Source organism: Chryseobacterium sp. BIGb0232 (assembly GCF_024810195.1).
Classification (GTDB): Bacteria; Bacteroidota; Bacteroidia; order Flavobacteriales; family Weeksellaceae; genus Chryseobacterium; species Chryseobacterium pennae.
In genome coordinates, this window is sequence record NZ_JANUEH010000017.1 from 79,439 (window position 1) to 96,844 (window position 17,406).

The following is a 17,406-nucleotide window of genomic DNA, read 5'->3' on the forward strand; positions in this document are numbered from 1 at the left end:
TGATTATTGAACTCAAAAGAATGAAATAAATATATGTTTAATCTCGAGTTATAATGAAACGACGAGTGAAAAGATATAATACTCATTGTTTTTGATCTTTACAACAAGAGATAGATATCTTAAATTTCCGATTTGGCATAAAAAAAACCGTCCTAAGACGGTTTTTTTATGTTTGTTTTTTATTGCTGTTCAGGTGTTTGTATTTGATCAGCTGGTCTGTTTTCTCTTCCGTAGATCTGAAAGTTGAAAACAAAAGATCTGTTTGAGTAATCTATACCCAGATATGGATAAAAACTGTTTCTTGCAAAAGCTGCTCTTGATGGAACAATAATTACTCCCTGTAGATTATAAGGTGCCTCATCAGGTAGATTAAAAGCACTGAACTTTTGTAATGCTTCCCTGAATCCTGGTATTTGATAGTAACTTGCTTTTTTTGCTGTTGCCACTGTCGCGTCGTCCATGACCTTTTTCTTAGTATAGTAATACATTGGATCAATTACTGGAACAGTACTTCCTCCCTCTATGGTATTAAAAAAACCAACCTGTTCAATAAATGAAACAACTCCATTATTGTTTCTGGATAGGAATGTGTATGCTCTTCCCATGATTCTGATGATATCCTTATCCTGAATAGGATTACTTACAGCAGGTTGTGCTCCATCTCTCATGATGTAAATAGTTCCCGATGGAAGAGTCACAGGATTAAGTTGTGATAATTTCTTTTCATGATCATCAGCAGTGTCCGTAGCACTAAAAGGTTTTATATTTCCCGCTGCATCAAGATAATTCTCATCCATGAATTTTTTAATGGCCTGATCATCATCACCGTTTTGGTTGGTAAGGTCTCGCGTTTCTGTATAAAATGCTATCTCATCATCTTTTTTACAAGCAGAGAAACACAAAGATCCTACAAGGATATATAAAAATATTTTTTTCATTTCAAAAAACTTTAATTACTTTACAAATAATATAACGGCAAAAGTATAAAAAAATATGAGAATAGATAAATTTTTATGGAGCATTCGTTTTTATAAGACGAGAAGTATTGCAACAGAGGAGATTAAAAAGAACAGAGTTTCCATTGGAACATCCGCCGTAAAGTCATCTAAGGAGGTAAAAGAAGGGGATATTATTAAAATCCGTAAGAATCAGATTGATTATAAAATAAAAGTGCTTCAGATTCCTAAAAGCAGGATGGGAGCAAAACTGGTTCCGCTTCATATACAGGATGTGACAGATAAAGAGCAGTACGAACTATTAAAGCTTCGTAAAATGACCCAGGATTATTACAGAAACAAAGGAGAAGGAAGGCCTACGAAAAAAGACAGAAGAGATATGGATGATTATGTAGGCAACGATGTTGATGCTGATTTTACCGATTGGGATGATTTCTTCGGAGAAACAAATGATGAATCTGGAGAGGACAATTAAAATAAAAAAGCTCTAGAGATAGAGCTTTTCTACTATTTCTTTAACGATGTCTTCAGGTTCTCTGGCATCGGTTCCAACAGTGAACTGGGCTTTACTGTAAAACTGATTTCTTTCAAATAAATGCTTGGCAATGAATTCTGGAAGGTCTTCATCGGAAATATTGGCGATTAAAGGTCTTTTTTCTTTCTGTTTAGAGATTCTCTCTGCCAATGTCCCTACAGAAGTTCTTAAAAAAACACTTTTAGAATTATGATTGATGATCTCCATATTGTTATAATAAACAGGAGTTCCGCCTCCGAGGCTTAATACAATATTTTCTTCAGAAGCCAATATTTCTTCAAGTGCTTCTCTTTCCAGTTTTCTAAAATAAATTTCTCCCTTTTTTTCAAATATTTCGGGAATGCTTAATTTGTTCCTTCTGGAAATCTCTTTATCAAGATCAATGAGTTTGAAATCGATTTTATCGCTTAAAATTTTGGAAATGTGGGATTTGCCACTGCCCATGTATCCAATTAGTGAAATTATCATGAATTTTTTTTAAACAAATTTGCGAAAAAGTTTTGAGATAAAGAAAAAAGTTATATCTTTGCACCACTTAAAACAAGGGACATTACTTAAATGAAAACTTGTTTAATAAGTGGCCGACTCGGTAGCTCAGCTGGTAGAGCAATACACTTTTAATGTATGGGTCCTGGGTTCGAATCCCAGCCGGGTCACTAGCAATAAAAATTACTTTTATGGTGATTTTATTGCCTGCGTGGTGAAATTGGTAGACACGCCATCTTGAGGGGGTGGTTTCCTAAGGATGTGCTGGTTCGAGTCCAGTCGCAGGCACTGCAAAGAAAATTTTATAATCCGGAATATTTCTCTATATTTATTCCTGATTGTGGCCGACTCGGTAGCTCAGCTGGTAGAGCAATACACTTTTAATGTATGGGTCCTGGGTTCGAATCCCAGCCGGGTCACAAGTTTACTGAAAAGTAAATTTTTTTCATATTAATATTTTGTGATTTGGTGTTTCAAAGGCTTCCTTCCGGAGGCCTTTGATTTTTTGTGTTAAAGCCAAGGATAAAATGAATGATGTAATATTACTGAATGATATCAGTATTATTAATGAAGGCTTAACAGCAAGTAAGAGATTTTAAGCTGATTAAAATAAAAAGCCCTGGTCATAAAATGATCAGAGCTGTATTTTTATTAGACGATGGTCTTTAATAATGTTAATCCAGATGCATATTATCTATTAATCTTACTCCATCCACAACGACAACGATAAAGGCTCTGAAATTTCTGTCTTTGTAAAAGAAATCAGTTTCCTGTAAGGTATTTTCGTCTGCGATCAGGAAGTATTCCAATTGCATTCCCTGTTGATTGTCAAAAATATCAGTTACCCTTTCTTTAATTTCAGGAATACTAACAGTTCTGAACCAGTCATTTACTTTCTTTAGTGTTTCGTAAATAATTTTAGAAGTATCTTTTCTGTCTTCATGAAGTCTTTGGTTTCTTGAACTTAAAGCCAGTCCGTTATCTGCTCTGTAAATAGAAACCCCTTTTATTTTAACGGGAAGCTGTTTTTTGTCAACCATCTTTCTGATGATGGCAAGCTGTTGGAAATCTTTTTCTCCAAAATAAGCATTGTCAGGCTTTACCTGTCTGAATAACTCCTCTACAACGGTTCCTACTCCATCAAAATGTCCTGGTCTGGATTTACCTTCCATTTCATTTTCCAGGCCATCAAAATCATAATGCTGACTTTCTGCTTTTTCGGGATAAATATCTATGATTTCAGGAATATAAACGGCATCTACAAGTCCTGAGCTTTCTAGAATCATGATGTCTCTGTTGATATCTCTAGGGTATTTTTCAAGATCTTCAGGGTTGTTGAATTGGGTTGGATTTACAAAAATTGAAGAAATAACAAGGTCATTCTCCTTTTTTGCTTCTTCGTACAGGGAAAGATGTCCCTTGTGCAGAGCTCCCATCGTAGGGGCAAAGCCAATTCTTTTTCCCATTTCCTTCTGTCTTTCAATGAAATCCTGAAGTGTTTTCCTGTTTTTTATAACTTCCATAGTTTATTTTAATACTTATTCAAAAATACTAAAAATATCATATAATAAAATGTGTTTTTACCAATTTGGAAAAGGGAATTTTCGTAAAAAAATGTTAATTAAAATAATGTTGGATGTTTTTTTGTAATTTTGCACATTAAAGCATTTTTACAAAAATTAGATAGAAAGTTTATGCCGAATCAAAAAATACTGTACATTACTACAGAGATGTATCCGTACCAGGAAGATACAAATATGGCCACTGTGGTAAACAAAATGGCGCTTAAGATGCACAATGAAGGCAATGATGTAAGAGTTTTTATGCCAAGATTTGGACAAATAAGTGAGAGAAAATTCCAGCTTCATGAAGTAATCCGTCTTTCAGGGATGAATATTATTATCAATGATCTGGATCAACCACTTATCATTAAAGTAGCGTCTCTTCCGGGGGAAAGACTTCAGGTTTACTTTATTGACAATGAAGAATACTTCAAAAGAAAACAATATTATTTCGATGATGAAGGAACTCCTTTCGAAGATAACGACGAAAGAGCTATTTTCTTCGCAAGAGGAGTGATTGAAACGATCAAGAAGCTCAACTGGGTTCCGGATGTTATTCATTTGAACGGATGGATGTCTTCATTTGTTCCAGTTTATCTTAAAACTTACTACGAATCAGATACTTATTTCAAGGATGCTAAAATTGTTCTTTCCCTATACAATGAGAAAGACGCGGATCTTGATAAAAAGATCGATGAAAAGCTGAAGTTTGATAATATTTCAGGTCTAAAAGCGTTAGATAACCCAACAATCAAAAGTTTTGTTATCGAAAGCATGAACTATGTAGATACTGTTGTGAAAGGAGATGAATTCCTTGATGAAGACCTGGATCAGGCCTTTAATGAAACAGCGACTCAAAAGTCTGAGTATCTGGACGTAGATTCTATAAATCAACTTTATTAAAAAACACATTTTTAATGACTCATACTCTTAAAAGAACGTTCGCCATGCTTCTATTGGCGGTTTTCGGAAGTGCAATACTTTATAACTGCGAACCTGATCCGGATTCTCTTGGTAAGCAACTCTTTGATCAAGATGCGGCTACAGGTAATGAAAGCCTGCGTGAGGTTATAGCTTATAATATCAGTAATAATGATTCCATCAGAAGTGATGCTGCGAGACTTTTAACCGGAGCTACCCAGGCAGGATCAAATTTCTCTGCAGTTCTGGGTGCCTTTAATGAAGGTCAGTTTGGAATGCAGAAAGCTTCTTATATTACTCAGTTGAGAATGCCGGTGGATAACTTCGATTTTGACGGACCAAAACCACAGGTCGATTCTGTAGTTTTAGTTTTAAAAACTCCAGCAAATACTGCAGAGAACACCTACTATATTGCTGATTCACTAAAAGCACCGGGTGCTTATGATAAAGATGACTTCATGATTGGTACAGAAAAAGTACCTGTTTCAATAGAGAAAAAATCTTACCCGGTTCGTAAATATGGCCGTTATGTTAAATCAATGAAAATTAACGTAAATGAGATTACTACATTTTTGAATCCAAACATGCCGGATGTTTTCAGCCGTTCCAATGTAACTGTTGGTATAGGTGATTTGCTAGGATCTGCTTCTTTTGATGGAAATATAAGCACTGTAACAGTTACCAAAAGATCAGATAATTCTAATGTATTTACCGGAGCACTGGGATTCAGAATGCCGTTGGATAAAGATTTTTTCCAGAAGCGTATTATTGATAAAAAAGGATCTGCTGATCTGAAAGATGCAGCTAATTTTACAAGATACTTTAAAGGAATCAGAATTTCAGTTGAAGATAAAGACGGTTACCTTTTCCAGATCTCTCCTAATGATACAGACATTATCATGTACTACAAATATGATAAAACAGATAATGGTGTAGTAACCAGACCACAGACTTCTCTTAAATTTAATTTGGGAAGTATCAATACTCATATCGGTCAGTATGAATATGAAAGGTCTGCTACTTATCAAGCTGCATTGCAGAGTCCCAACAAAACAGAAGGAGACAAAGTTCTTTTCCTTCAGGGAATGGGAGGTGCTTCGATAGGATTGAAAATTCCTGATTCAACTATTGATAGTCTTAGACAGATGTTTGTTGATAAGAAAGCAGGTATTGTGGGGGCTAAGATCAGATTGTTCGTTGATAAAAAGAATACGTGGACTCAACCTAATTTTACAGATGCTGACCGTAAGTTTATCGTTTCTCCAATCACCTTTAAAGATGATAAAGTAACAATAGACTACTCAAAATGGGCTTTTACATCAGATTCACAAAAAGGGTTCCCTATATACTACTATAAGAAGAATGCTAATAATGAAGTTGATTATTATGATTTTACAGTAACACAAGCTCTTAAGGATATTGTTGAAGTTAAAGATTATAGTGTTGCTAAAAATGCTCCGCTAATTATCAACGCAGGAGGATTTGTGAAAAATCCAGCTGGAGCAGCATATGGTCCGCTAGTGACAACGCGTGCTACAGACATGAACAGAATGGTATTTATAGGAACAGACAAGACTAAGCAAAGTACTAGAGCAAGGTTGAGAGTTACTTATTCAACAAATAATAAATAAAACACAATAAACACAAGACAAAATACATATGTGCGGAATAGTAGGATATACAGGATTTCAGGATGCTTATGAGATCGTAATCAACGGTCTTAGAAGACTGGAATACAGAGGGTATGATAGTGCCGGAATTGTTTTAGAAGGTTCAGACAATAAGCTTGAAGTGGAAAAAACAAAAGGTAAAGTAGAGGATTTGGTGAATATTTCGAAGCAGTTGAAAGGAACAGCCAATGTTGGTATGGGACATACCCGTTGGGCTACCCATGGTGTTCCAAGCGATAGAAATTCTCACCCGCATTTGTCAAATAATGGAAAAATAGCACTTGTACATAACGGGATCATTGAAAACTATGATACCATTAAAACAATGCTTTCTGAAAAAGGATTTACTTTCCAATCAGAAACGGATACTGAAGTATTGGTTAATCTAATCCAGTACTTTATGGATCTTAATCCTGAAATTGATTTCCCTACAGCGGTGAGATATGCTTTGAATGAAGTATATGGAGCATATGCAATCACAGTACTGCATGAAGATCATCCTGGAGTATTGGTTGTAGGTAGATTAGGTTCTCCGTTAGCAATTGGAATCGGTGAAAAAGAATACTTTATTGCATCAGATGCTTCTCCTTTTGTAGAATTTACAAAAGAAGCTATCTACCTTGAAGAAGGTCACATGGCTACCATTTCCTTAGAAAATGGGGTAGATATCAGAACGATTAATGATAATTCTAAAATTGAACCTGAAATTCAGGAACTTAAATTAAGTTTAGAACAGATTGAGAAAGGTGGATATGAGCACTTCATGCTGAAAGAAATCTTTGAACAGCCTAAGTCTATTCATGATACGATGAGAGGAAGACTTATTGTAGAAGAAGGAGTTATCAAAATGGCAGGGATCTGGGATCATGTAGAAAAGTTCAAAAATGCAAACAGGATTATTATCATTGCTTGTGGAACTTCATGGCATGCAGGTCTTATCGGAGAATACCTTATTGAAGAATATGCCAGAATTCCGGTAGAAGTAGAATATGCTTCAGAATTCAGATACAGAAACCCAATCATTACGGATAAAGATGTTGTGATTGCCATTTCTCAGTCAGGAGAAACAGCTGATACAATGGCTGCTTTAAAACTGGCAAAAGAAAGAGGTGCATTTATATATGGAATCTGTAATGTAGTAGATTCTTCCATTGCAAGAATTACAGATGCAGGTTCATATACTCACGCAGGTCCTGAAATTGGGGTGGCTTCTACAAAAGCATTTACTGCTCAGCTTACCATTCTTACTCTAATTGCTTTCAAATTAGGAAAGCATAATGGAAATCTTGGCAATGCAGAATTTATGAGCTTAATTGCTGAGCTTGAAGCGATTCCTAAGAAAGTTGAGGAAGTATTAAGTGCAACTCATGAACTGACTCAGGATATTGCTAAAAACTTTGTGAAAGCAACAAACTTCCTTTATTTAGGAAGAGGATATAACTATCCTGCTGCTTTGGAAGGAGCTTTGAAATTAAAGGAAATTTCTTATATCCACGCAGAAGGTTATCCGGCTGCAGAAATGAAGCATGGTCCAATTGCTTTGATTGATGAGAATATGCCAATTGTTATTATAGCTCCTAAGAAAGGGCATTATGATAAAATTGTAAGCAATGTTCAGGAAATCAAAGCCAGAAAAGGAAAAGTTATAGCTGTTGTTAACAAAGGTGACCGTCAGGTTAGTGAGATGGCAGATTATGTTATCGAAATTCCTGAAACCTCAGAATGTTTCTCTCCAATTGTAGCATCAGTACCGTTACAGTTGCTTGCTTATTACATCGCAGTATATAGAGGAGCAAACGTAGATCAGCCAAGAAATTTGGCAAAATCTGTAACTGTGGAATAAAAATTAGTTGTAAATAAAATAAATTTAGATTTCTTCCGTTATTTCAAAAAAAATCTTAAAAGTTTCTTAAAAAAATTATATATTTACGGCTTAATTATAAAAATTAACATGAAAAGGATATTTCTTTTATTATTGTCTGCGTCGGTAGCATCGGTATCTTGTTCAGGTGGTGGCAGCTCTTCTGTAGGGAAGCCAGGAACAAAAGGAGAATTGATACCAAGAGAAAAAACGAAATCATTTGTTGCGGAACGACCATACGGAATGGTTGCAATTCCTGCAGGTTCATTTGTTGCTGGTTTAGCAGACCAGGATCCAACAAATACACCTGAAAAAGCATCATTGAAGACAGTTACTGTTTCTTCTTTCTTCATGGATGAAGCAGAAACTACCAATGCAGAATACAGGGTATTTATCAACTATGTAAGAGATTCTATTGCAAGAACTCTACTCGCTGAAGCTGCCGGAGAAGGTGGTGACGAAGGCGGAGGTAGAGGGGCAAGCATAGGAGATTATGCATACCTTGCTAAAAAAGAAGAAAATTTAACACCTTATCAAGAATATATGGAAGGGCAGGGTGGCCGCGAAGAAGGTACCTATGATGCAAGCAAAAGATTAGACTGGAAAATTCCTTTACACTGGAGTACTTCAAAATACCCGGATGTAGAATACGCAGAAGTTTTAGAGTCTATGTATCTGCCTGCTTCTTCAAGAATTGGAAACGAAAGAATTTTAGATGTTAGTAAGCTGAAGTATACTTACCGTTGGGGAGATATGGATGCTGCACTTGCAGATAACGAAAGAGGAGCCAATTACCTGAAAAGCCAAAGTATCGCGATCTATCCCGATACTACGGTTTGGGTAAAAGATTTCCACTTTGCTTACAATGAGCCATTATTTGAACAGTATTTCTGGCACAAAGCTTATAAAAACTACCCTGTAGTAGGGGTTACCTGGGATCAGGCAAGAGCTTACTGTAACTTCAGATCTAAATTGAAAACTGATTACAACGAAAGTTTAAAAAGAAAAAAACAAAGACCATTGCAGTTCCGTCTTCCAACAGAGATCGAATGGGAATATGCTGCAAGAGGAGGTATGCAAAATGCCACTTATCCTTGGGGAGGTCCATATTTAATGGACGACAGAGGTTGCTATTTAGCAAACTTTAAACCTAAGAGAGGTAATTATATGGAAGACGAGAAAAAAGGTACTTATACATATACAGCTCCAGTTAAGAAATTTAAGAAAAATGGATTTGGGTTATTTGATATGGCTGGAAATGTTTCTGAATGGACAGAATCTGCATATAACAACTCTTCATATGGATTCTCTTCTACATTAAATCCTTCTACTAAAGATAAAAAGGATACTAAGAAATCTGTAAGAGGTGGATCTTGGAAAGATATAGGATATGCTTTAATGACGGGTGCAAGAGATTGGGAAAGAAAAGATTCAGCAAGAAGTTATATCGGATTTAGAACTGTACAGGACATTCCTGAAGCAGCTGTTAAGCCAAGAAGAGTTAACAGATAACATACCAAAACAATTATTTTTCAATACAATTTTATTTAACATTAAAAAAACTAACGCAATATGTTTAAGACGAAAGATGCTTGGATGAATTTCTTCTATTCATTCGGTGCTGCAATTGTAATTCTTGGAGCTTGGCTTAAAATTACTCACATTACCCTGGGACCAATAAACGGTAATATCGCTCTTACAGTAGGGCTTATTACAGAGGCTATTATTTTTATCATTTTTGCATTTGACCCTCCAAAATCTGAAGAGTCTTATGCTTGGGAAAATGTTTATCCTGAATTATTAGATAAACATGCTAATCCTAACCCTTTACACTCTAACGTGTCTTCTAGAAATAATAATGCTGCAGCTCAATTTGCTGAATTAGAAAACTCTCTTTCAACCAAATTGGATAAAATGCTTCAGGATGCTAAATTAGATGTTCAATTATTTGATAGATTAAGAACAGGAATTGATAAGTTTTCAAACTCTGTGGATCAAATCAATCAAACTGTTGATGTATCTGCTTCTACTCATAAATATAATGACCAGCTAAACAAAGCAGCTTTACATATGGAAAGTATGAATGCTTTATATGCAATGCAATTGGAAAGCGGTAAAAAGCAGTCTGAATTTGCTAATAAATATGTTGCAGATATGCAGAAGTCTGCAGAGCAATCTGAAAAATTCAACCAAGAGCTACAAGGTTTAACTTCTAATCTTAATAATTTAAATAGAGTTTATGGTGGTATGTTAACTGCTATGAAATCTTAATTCCTAACCATTTCTGAACTTAAACTATTTAATCAAAAAACAAAGAAAAGAGAATGGCACAAGGAAAACAGACCCCTCGTCAGAAGATGATCAACCTAATGTATCTGGTGTTCATCGCGATGATGGCCCTAAACATTGATGCAGAAATCATCAGATCATATTATGACTCCACCAGAGCGTTAAATGATACAAGAACTTTAACAGAGAAGAAGAACGAAAAGATTTTTGAAAGAACGCTGGAAGCGAAAGCTCAGCAGGTTCCGGATACTTATGCTCAGCCTTGGGAACAATACAAAATATTGAAAACTAAGATTGATGTATTGGTGAAATCGGCTCAAGATATCAAAGATTTGTTAAAGAAACAATCTGATTTTCATGACAAAGATCCTAAAACAGGAAAAGAAATTGATGTAAGTGAAAACTTTGCTGCACTTAATAACAATGAAGCTACAACTGATTACTTCTTTAAAGAAGGTGACGAAAATACACCATCAAAAAATGCTACAGATTTAAAAGGAAAAATTGATGATGTAAGAAACTATATTAATGTTACTTTTGGAAAGAACCCTCAATTAAATGATTTAGTTGAGAGAGCAAACAAGTCTCTTATTGCAGAATACCCTAAAGGAAAATCTCCAAACGAAAAGACTTGGTTCCAAAATAAATTTTATCATCAGCCACTAATTGCTGCTATATCTAATTTGGAGATCATCCAAAATGATGCCAGAAACGTTCAGTCTGATGCATTAGCATTATTGCTTCAGGAAAAAGTTGATGCTAGCATCAAGTTTACAAGCTATGAAGCAATTGTTGCAGGTCCGGTTGATATCCAGGCAGGTAAACAAGCTGAAGTAAAAGTAATGTTAGGAAATTATTCTAATAGTAACAAAATCAGTATCTCTAATGTAAGTAAATTGGAGAATGGAAAAGGTATTATTCCTATCTCTGGTAATGGCATTGGTGAACATAAATTAGGTGGAGTAATTACATTAACAGATGCTACAGGTAAAGCGCAAACTTTCCCTTGGACGCATACTTATAACGTAATTGCTGGACCTAGAGAAGTAAAACTTGAAAAAGGATTATTACTTTCTGCTGATAAAATGAATGTAATGTATAGAGGATTGGAGAATCCTGTATCAGGATCTATCTTAGGTGCAGATAACTCTAAACTTTCATTATCAGCTCCGGGAGCTACTGTAAGAAATACAGGCCCTGGTAAATGGATTGTAAAACCTTCAACAGGTACTACAGTGAAATTGACATTATCTGGAGTAGACCCTAACGGAAAATCAGTGTCTCAGGTATTTGAATATAGAATCAAGAATGTTCCGCCACCGCAAGGTCAGATGAGAGGACAGAATGTATTGTCGATGCCGGCAACTTCTATTCCGAACCAATCTGTACAGGCTGCTATTCCTGACTTCGACTTCCCGGTTTCGTTCAACGTAACGCAATTCATGGTAAGAGTACCTGGTAGAGCTGCACTATTGATCCACGGAAATACATTAAGTGATGCAGCAGGATTGATAAAAAATCTGAGAACGGGAGACGTTGTATCGATCTTCGATATTAAAGCAACAGCTCAAGGATTGGAAGGACAACAGATTAAAAACATTACTCCTATAATTATTAATGTTCAATAGGACTAAAATTGTAATTTATTATGAAAAAATATATTAGCACCCTTTTAGTATTAGTTTCGGGATTTGCATTTTCCCAGACTATTCTGAACGCTTCTTCTCCAGAAGAGTTTAGACAGATGAGAGCGGAGAACAAACAAAAAGTTGGTGATACTATTATTGATAAAACAGTAAAGCCTCTTGAATATGGATTTGTAGAAGATAAAGATATCCTTAAGAGTATGTTTGTTTGGGAAATCATCGATATGAATGATAAAATCAATCAGCCATTTTACTATGATAACCCGGATGGTCTTCTTTCTACCCCTACAAGATCCCTATATCAGTTACTGTTAGATGCAGCTTTAACTGGTAAAATCGAGCAGGTGTATGATGACGAAAACTTTACTGTAAAACTTTCACCTGAAGGAATACAGAAAAGATTGGAGAACGTTAGAATCAACGATGCTGCCATCGATATTCTAAATTCAGGGAGACAATTAACTGAACAGGAGAAAAAAGAATATACCGATGTATTTAAGACGACTACCGATAAAGTAAAAGTTCTTAAAATTATGGGAATGTGGTTCGTAGATAAGAGAGACGGACAGATGAAATACAGACCTCTTGGTATTGCAGCTATGGGACCAGATCCAGCAGTACAGGGAGTTATAGGACCAGACGGTAAGCCTATTGCAAGCAATGACGAACTTATTGACTTGTTCTGGATTTTCTATCCGAATGCAAGAGATATTTTAGCAAACAATTATGTTTTCAACAGAAAAAATTCGTCTGCTGACCTTTCTTTCGATGATATCATCAATGCAAGAAGATTCTCTTCAATTATCTATAAATCTTCAAGTGGTTTAGGAGATGGTACTATTAAAGATTATATCCCTAAAGATGCTGATGATCAGTTGGATGAAAGCGACAGAATCAAGTTGCAGATCCTAGAAATGGAAAATGATATGTGGAATTACTAAATTTCACTTGATATTTATACAAAACCTGAGTATTTTTACTCAGGTTTTTTTTATTATGAGAAATGTAGATTATATTATTGTAGGAGATGGATATGCCGGACTCTTTTTAGCCCATCAGCTGATTAAAAACAATAAATCCTTTGTGATCTTTTCCGAGGGAAGAAAAAGTGCTTCACAGGTTTCCGCAGGAATTATCAATCCGGTCGTTCTTAAAAAGTTTACCACATTCTGGAAAGCTCAGGAACAGATTGATTTTTTAAAGAGTAGCCTGAAAGAAATAGAGTCGTATACAGGAGAAAACTATCTTATCAATGCACCTATTCACAGAATTTTTCATGATGAAAATGAGCAGAAGCTTTGGCTTAAAAAATTTGGAAATGAAGAATTATCTAAGTTTTTGGATGAAAAATTTGAGTCTTTAGATGTGGTAAAAAACGACTTTCTCACAGGAAAGGTGAATCAGTCTGCCAGATTAAATGTTAATGGATTTTTCACAGGTTTATTCGGTTATTTTGAAAAAAACGGTTTTCTCATCGGCGAAAAATTTGAATATACTAAACTGAGCCCATCAGAATCCTCTTACAAAGATTTTAAATTTAAAAATATAATTTTCTGTGAAGGAATGGGAGTGAAAGATAACCCTTACTTTTCAGAAATTGCTGTGGTTCCCAATAAAGGACATCATATTAAAGTTGAGCTTTCTCAGCCGATCCCTGAAAATATAACCATTAAAAAGAAACACTTCCTTTTCCCAACCGGTAACGGACTTTATTTCTATGGTGGGACCTATGATCGTGAGCAGCTTCATCATCACATTGATGAATCAGCGGTGAATCAGCTAATTAACGGGCTGTCTGAATTTTACCCTTATGATTTTGAAGTAAAAGAAGTCAATTTTGGATTCAGGCCGACAGTTAAGGACAGGAGACCAATTATTGGAAGACACGAAATCCATCATAATCTTTATGTATTCAATGGGTTGGGAGCAAGAGGAATTTTAAATGGCTGTTATTTCTCAAGAGATCTGTTTCGTTTTATGGAAGAAGGGATTCCATTGCATGAAGAAGTTTCATCAGAGAGATTCAGCTAATTATCAGATATAATCTAAAATCAGACAATCTATGAATGAAAACCTACTAGGAATTATCGCAGGAGTACTTACTTCCATATCTATGATTCCACAGCTTATAAAAGTGATCAGGGAAAAAAATGTGGAGGATATTTCTCTGCTGATGCTTTTGGTGCTTATTTCCGGATTGTCTTTATGGGTTTGGTATGGTTTTATGAAGGATGAGCTTCCTATCATTTTATCAAATTCTTTTGCAGTCCTGGTAAATATAAGCCTTTTGATTTGCTACACGATATATAACAAAAAGTAAAAAAGACGTCCCAATACAAGGACGTCTTTTTATATTAAATCTAATTATTTTTTCTTATTCGAGAACGAATTTGGCTAAAGGAGCCATTCTCGCTTTGTTTAAAGTCAGCGTGTTTCCGTTAACAGAATAGTTGTCAGCAGCAAGTATTGCCTTTGTAAACTGATTTTCGATATCAAGATCTTCACAAGCCATCATTGTAGACATTCCCTGATTGAATTTGATTCTCATAGCATCCTGTTTGATCTCAAAAGTTCCTCCCAGTCCGTTGCATCCTGCATGACCTTCATATTTCATTCCGTTCATATCAAGTTTGAAATAAGGATTGTTCTTTGGATTCTTTAATGCAATCGGCTGACCGTTAAGCTCTGTTAATTTCCATTTTTTTCCTGTAATATCTGTAGTAGGTTTCTGTGCAGTCTGTGTCTGACAAGAAACAAGAAATACAGCCAGGAAAAGAGCAGATAAATAGTAATACAAGCTTTTCATAAATTTTAAATTTTAATTTTTCTGTTTGTACATAAGCTAATACGATGCCATTTTTGCAGGACCAGATTCTTTTTTTGCCTGTTTAAGATGGAAAAGTACCATATCTACATTCTTCTTTAAAAAAGTGATATTTCCCTTAATTTCAGAGTATTGATACTCCTCGTTGGAAGCTGTATAGTCTGGTAAAGCCTCACTTTTTTTAAGGTCATAAGTTTTGCCGTTTAAATGTACTGTTGCTATATTTTTAGTACGGTTTATCGTTACTTCTATTTTTTCTCCATAGCTGTCAACATATACATCTTTTGAAATGTCATCTGTATTTTCAGGAGTAGCAGCGGTAATGGTTTCAGCATCTTTTCCGGGATGTTTACACGCTGTTTGGGAAAGAACTGCCAATCCAAAAAGAAGTGCTGTTAATAATTTTTTCATAGTGATAAGTGATTTTAAAGTGTTTCATGAATTATGGTGTTAGTATTATATAAAATTACAAATATTTTCGATAATTATATGTTAATTTTACATAAAATAACATTATATTTTGATTGAATGGTTTTTTCCCATTCTTTTCAAAATATTTTTTCAGTGAAACAGAACTGATTATTTAGAGTGAGAAATTTGTGATTGAAAGTGGTGAAGGCGATTTTTTAACCGATTTATTTTCAATAGGATAGAGGGTAGTTTTTTCGTTGTTCATTTGTTGTTTAAATTTCCGGCAAAAATAATTCAAAAATAAGAGAATAACAATACGCTTATGTTAATAATTTGAAATCATGATAAAGTTTAGTTTTTCAGATGAATATTTTTTCCGGATAGTAACATTGTTCAGAATAAAATATCGAAAATCAGGATACAAGCCTATTGAAAAAGAAAGAACCTCGAGATATTATCCTATTGATAAGGGATTTTAATAATTTATAAAAGTCTGTATTTCACAGTGTTTAATATTCGATGGGATTTCAAATTCAGGTTATTTAAAGGAGCGTTAAATTTTGTTAATCTATATGAAGATATGATAATCTAAATGTACATTTGCCACTTCAAAATGAGAAATTTTATAGTATATTTTTTAACCGGTCTTTTTCTACTCTTTGTAGTAGAAAGCAGATTGAATGTTAAAACGCTCAGAAATGACTATTCCGGTCATGTTTCTCATCATTTACCTAAAAGAGCCAACCGACTGAATCAGACGTATGAAAAGCTGTCAGTGCAACAGATGGCCGATACTTTGGATAATTCAACTTTAGAACTTGCCGAAAATGATTTTCAGCTGTCTGATGTATTTCAGGCCATTGTTATTTTCGCCGGGGTTTTCAGTTTAATCTATATTTTTGGATTAAAGAACAATAAACAGTTTAAACCGGATATTCACGGTTTCATTTGGGGGCTTACCACCAAAAAGTTTATTCTGATCCGTTCCATTAGAATTTAAAATTTCATTTTTTTCCAATGAATTTCTGTCTGTTTTCAGGTAGGAATACTTTGCGTTGTGTATGCTGGTAATCATCACATCGTACCATCCTCTATTGCCATTTTATTTCTATTCAAAACATTAACGATTTATAAAACTCTAGAATTATGATAAAAAGAGTTGCCTCAGGTATTGCACTTAGTGTCCTTTTACTGGCTGTAAGCTGCAATAAGAAAAAAGAGGAGAAAGAAGAAGTAACCACTTATCCGGTAACATCTCCGGTAGTGATGGACACTGTAATTAATAAGGAATATGTAGCTCAGATCCAGTCTGTAAAGAACATTGAAGTTCGGGCTCAGGAAAAAGGATTCCTTGAAAAGATTTTTGTCGATGAAGGGCAGTATGTACAGGCAGGGCAAACCCTGTTCCGTATTATGCCTAAGCTTTATCAGGCAGAATTATTAAAAGCAAAGGCGGAAGTAGAACAGGCTTCTATTGAACTGAAAAACGCCAGTACATTAGCAGGAAACAATATCGTTTCTAAAAACGAGAAAGCAATGGCTAAAGCAAAGCTGGATGCAGCCAATGCAGAAATGAAACTGGCACAGATTCATTTATCTTTTACTGATATTAAAGCTCCGTTCTCAGGGATCATCAACAGAATTCCTTTAAAGCTGGGAAGTCTTGTGGATGAAGGTGATTTGTTGACTTCATTATCAGATAATACAAGTATCTATACTTATTTCAATGTTTCTGAGCCGGAATATCTGAGTTATCAGACTCACGCTGCAGACAGAGGAAGTAGCCAGGTATCCCTGATTACAGCAAATGGAGAAACGTATTCACAAAAAGGCGAAATCCAGACTATTGAAGGAGAATTTGACAATGAAACCGGAAATATTGCGTTCCGGGCCAAGTTTCCTAACCCTGATAAACTTCTGAGAAACGGAGAAACCGGAAAAGTACAGATGACCATGCCGGTTCATAATGCACTTATTATTCCTCAGAAAGCTACTTATGAAATCCAGGATCAGAAATATGTATTTGTTGTTGATAAAAACGGGACAGCAAAATCCAGAAATATTAAAGTTGCCTATGAACTTCCGGATCTATATGTAGTAAGTTCAGGAATTTCAAAAGGAGATCAGATTCTTTTGGAAGGTGTTCAGAAAGTGAAGGATGATCAGAAAGTAAAAACAAAATTCCAGGACCCTAAAAAAGTTCTTCAGTCATTGAAATTAAAAGCAGAGTAGTGGTCTCTAAAGT

Annotated in this window: 17 protein-coding genes and 3 tRNA genes; 15 read left to right on the plus strand and 5 right to left on the minus strand. The window is 35.1% G+C overall.

The annotated features are described in order from the left end of the window. Positions 1–179: 179 nt before the first annotated feature. Positions 180–938, minus strand: coding sequence for a hypothetical protein (locus tag M2372_RS24880; RefSeq protein WP_123321719.1), 759 nt, complete (start codon positions 936–938; stop codon positions 180–182). 55 nt (positions 939–993) lie between these two features. Here M2372_RS24880 and M2372_RS24885 point away from each other — a divergent pair, with 55 nt between their 5' ends. Beyond that, entirely contained in the window at positions 994–1,431 is a 438-nt protein-coding gene (locus M2372_RS24885; RefSeq protein ID WP_123321718.1) for an RNA-binding S4 domain-containing protein, read from the plus strand. Positions 1,432–1,443: 12 nt separating this feature from the next. Here the strand turns inward: M2372_RS24885 and M2372_RS24890 are convergent, their stop codons facing one another. Further along, on the minus strand, positions 1,444–1,959 hold the full coding sequence (locus M2372_RS24890) for a shikimate kinase (protein WP_115971900.1): 516 nt from the start codon (positions 1,957–1,959) through the stop codon (positions 1,444–1,446). 115 nt (positions 1,960–2,074) lie between these two features. On the opposite strand from M2372_RS24890, the gene M2372_RS24895 reads away from it, so the two are divergent. The 3 genes from M2372_RS24895 to M2372_RS24905 all read left to right on the plus strand — a co-directional run bounded on the left by M2372_RS24895 (position 2,075) and on the right by M2372_RS24905 (position 2,396). Next, positions 2,075–2,147: transfer RNA gene (locus M2372_RS24895), tRNA-Lys, on the plus strand. Positions 2,148–2,182: 35 nt separating this feature from the next. Beyond that, a tRNA-Leu gene (locus M2372_RS24900) sits at positions 2,183–2,265 on the plus strand. A 58-nt stretch (positions 2,266–2,323) separates the two neighbouring features. Further along, positions 2,324–2,396, plus strand: a tRNA-Lys gene (locus M2372_RS24905). A gap of 255 nt (positions 2,397–2,651) precedes the next feature. On the opposite strand, the gene panC is transcribed toward M2372_RS24905, so the two are convergent. After that, on the minus strand, positions 2,652–3,500 hold the full coding sequence (panC, locus tag M2372_RS24910) for a pantoate--beta-alanine ligase (protein ID WP_115973910.1): 849 nt from the start codon (positions 3,498–3,500) through the stop codon (positions 2,652–2,654). Positions 3,501–3,671: 171 nt separating this feature from the next. Here panC and M2372_RS24915 point away from each other — a divergent pair, with 171 nt between their 5' ends. The 9 genes from M2372_RS24915 to M2372_RS24955 all read left to right on the plus strand — a co-directional run bounded on the left by M2372_RS24915 (position 3,672) and on the right by M2372_RS24955 (position 14,246). Then, positions 3,672–4,442: a glycogen/starch synthase gene (locus tag M2372_RS24915; RefSeq protein WP_115973909.1), complete on the plus strand. Its 771-nt coding sequence runs from the start codon at positions 3,672–3,674 to the stop codon at positions 4,440–4,442. A gap of 14 nt (positions 4,443–4,456) precedes the next feature. Beyond that, a complete protein-coding gene (locus M2372_RS24920) occupies positions 4,457–6,091 on the plus strand; it encodes a DUF4270 family protein (RefSeq protein ID WP_123321717.1) in 1,635 nt (544 codons plus the stop codon). 28 nt (positions 6,092–6,119) lie between these two features. Next, positions 6,120–7,973, plus strand: coding sequence for a glutamine--fructose-6-phosphate transaminase (isomerizing) (gene glmS / locus M2372_RS24925; RefSeq protein WP_123321716.1), 1,854 nt, complete (start codon positions 6,120–6,122; stop codon positions 7,971–7,973). Positions 7,974–8,081: 108 nt separating this feature from the next. Further along, the gene (gene gldK / locus M2372_RS24930; protein ID WP_115973906.1) at positions 8,082–9,503 is read left to right on the plus strand and encodes a gliding motility lipoprotein GldK; all 1,422 of its coding nucleotides are present in this window, start codon (positions 8,082–8,084) and stop codon (positions 9,501–9,503) included. Between the two features lie 60 nt (positions 9,504–9,563). Then, a complete protein-coding gene (gldL, locus tag M2372_RS24935) occupies positions 9,564–10,262 on the plus strand; it encodes a gliding motility protein GldL (RefSeq protein ID WP_123321715.1) in 699 nt (232 codons plus the stop codon). 53 nt (positions 10,263–10,315) lie between these two features. Continuing rightward, positions 10,316–11,908 (plus strand): GldM family protein, encoded by a 1,593-nt coding sequence (locus M2372_RS24940; protein ID WP_123321714.1) that lies wholly within the window; start codon positions 10,316–10,318, stop codon positions 11,906–11,908. Between the two features lie 20 nt (positions 11,909–11,928). Continuing rightward, positions 11,929–12,867 (plus strand): gliding motility protein GldN, encoded by a 939-nt coding sequence (gene gldN / locus M2372_RS24945; RefSeq protein ID WP_115973903.1) that lies wholly within the window; start codon positions 11,929–11,931, stop codon positions 12,865–12,867. 55 nt (positions 12,868–12,922) lie between these two features. Next, the gene (locus M2372_RS24950) at positions 12,923–13,957 is read left to right on the plus strand and encodes an FAD-binding oxidoreductase (RefSeq protein WP_123321775.1); all 1,035 of its coding nucleotides are present in this window, start codon (positions 12,923–12,925) and stop codon (positions 13,955–13,957) included. A gap of 31 nt (positions 13,958–13,988) precedes the next feature. Further along, positions 13,989–14,246, plus strand: coding sequence for a SemiSWEET transporter (locus M2372_RS24955; protein ID WP_123321713.1), 258 nt, complete (start codon positions 13,989–13,991; stop codon positions 14,244–14,246). A gap of 54 nt (positions 14,247–14,300) precedes the next feature. On the opposite strand, the gene M2372_RS24960 is transcribed toward M2372_RS24955, so the two are convergent. Both M2372_RS24960 and M2372_RS24965 read right to left on the minus strand, forming a co-directional pair. Then, positions 14,301–14,732, minus strand: coding sequence for an META domain-containing protein (locus M2372_RS24960; protein WP_123321712.1), 432 nt, complete (start codon positions 14,730–14,732; stop codon positions 14,301–14,303). A gap of 36 nt (positions 14,733–14,768) precedes the next feature. Next, positions 14,769–15,161 (minus strand): hypothetical protein, encoded by a 393-nt coding sequence (locus tag M2372_RS24965; RefSeq protein ID WP_123321711.1) that lies wholly within the window; start codon positions 15,159–15,161, stop codon positions 14,769–14,771. Positions 15,162–15,774: 613 nt separating this feature from the next. On the opposite strand from M2372_RS24965, the gene M2372_RS24970 reads away from it, so the two are divergent. Continuing rightward, entirely contained in the window at positions 15,775–16,161 is a 387-nt protein-coding gene (locus M2372_RS24970; RefSeq protein ID WP_123321710.1) for a hypothetical protein, read from the plus strand. 149 nt (positions 16,162–16,310) lie between these two features. Continuing rightward, positions 16,311–17,393, plus strand: coding sequence for an efflux RND transporter periplasmic adaptor subunit (locus tag M2372_RS24975; RefSeq protein WP_123321774.1), 1,083 nt, complete (start codon positions 16,311–16,313; stop codon positions 17,391–17,393). The last annotated feature ends 13 nt before the right edge of the window (positions 17,394–17,406 follow it).

Excerpts from the sequence above, each read along its gene's own strand:
- M2372_RS24880 (WP_123321719.1), bottom strand. The coding sequence starts at position 938 with ATGAAAAAAATATTTTTATATATCCTTGTAGGATCTTTGTGTTTCTCT.
- M2372_RS24885 (WP_123321718.1), top strand. The coding sequence starts at position 994 with ATGAGAATAGATAAATTTTTATGGAGCATTCGTTTTTATAAGACGAGA.
- M2372_RS24890 (WP_115971900.1), bottom strand. The coding sequence starts at position 1,959 with ATGATAATTTCACTAATTGGATACATGGGCAGTGGCAAATCCCACATT.
- panC (WP_115973910.1), bottom strand. The coding sequence starts at position 3,500 with ATGGAAGTTATAAAAAACAGGAAAACACTTCAGGATTTCATTGAAAGA.
- M2372_RS24915 (WP_115973909.1), top strand. The coding sequence starts at position 3,672 with ATGCCGAATCAAAAAATACTGTACATTACTACAGAGATGTATCCGTAC.
- M2372_RS24920 (WP_123321717.1), top strand. The coding sequence starts at position 4,457 with ATGACTCATACTCTTAAAAGAACGTTCGCCATGCTTCTATTGGCGGTT.
- glmS (WP_123321716.1), top strand. The coding sequence starts at position 6,120 with ATGTGCGGAATAGTAGGATATACAGGATTTCAGGATGCTTATGAGATC.
- gldK (WP_115973906.1), top strand. The coding sequence starts at position 8,082 with ATGAAAAGGATATTTCTTTTATTATTGTCTGCGTCGGTAGCATCGGTA.
- gldL (WP_123321715.1), top strand. The coding sequence starts at position 9,564 with ATGTTTAAGACGAAAGATGCTTGGATGAATTTCTTCTATTCATTCGGT.
- M2372_RS24940 (WP_123321714.1), top strand. The coding sequence starts at position 10,316 with ATGGCACAAGGAAAACAGACCCCTCGTCAGAAGATGATCAACCTAATG.
- gldN (WP_115973903.1), top strand. The coding sequence starts at position 11,929 with ATGAAAAAATATATTAGCACCCTTTTAGTATTAGTTTCGGGATTTGCA.
- M2372_RS24950 (WP_123321775.1), top strand. The coding sequence starts at position 12,923 with ATGAGAAATGTAGATTATATTATTGTAGGAGATGGATATGCCGGACTC.
- M2372_RS24955 (WP_123321713.1), top strand. The coding sequence starts at position 13,989 with ATGAATGAAAACCTACTAGGAATTATCGCAGGAGTACTTACTTCCATA.
- M2372_RS24960 (WP_123321712.1), bottom strand. The coding sequence starts at position 14,732 with ATGAAAAGCTTGTATTACTATTTATCTGCTCTTTTCCTGGCTGTATTT.
- M2372_RS24965 (WP_123321711.1), bottom strand. The coding sequence starts at position 15,161 with ATGAAAAAATTATTAACAGCACTTCTTTTTGGATTGGCAGTTCTTTCC.
- M2372_RS24970 (WP_123321710.1), top strand. The coding sequence starts at position 15,775 with ATGAGAAATTTTATAGTATATTTTTTAACCGGTCTTTTTCTACTCTTT.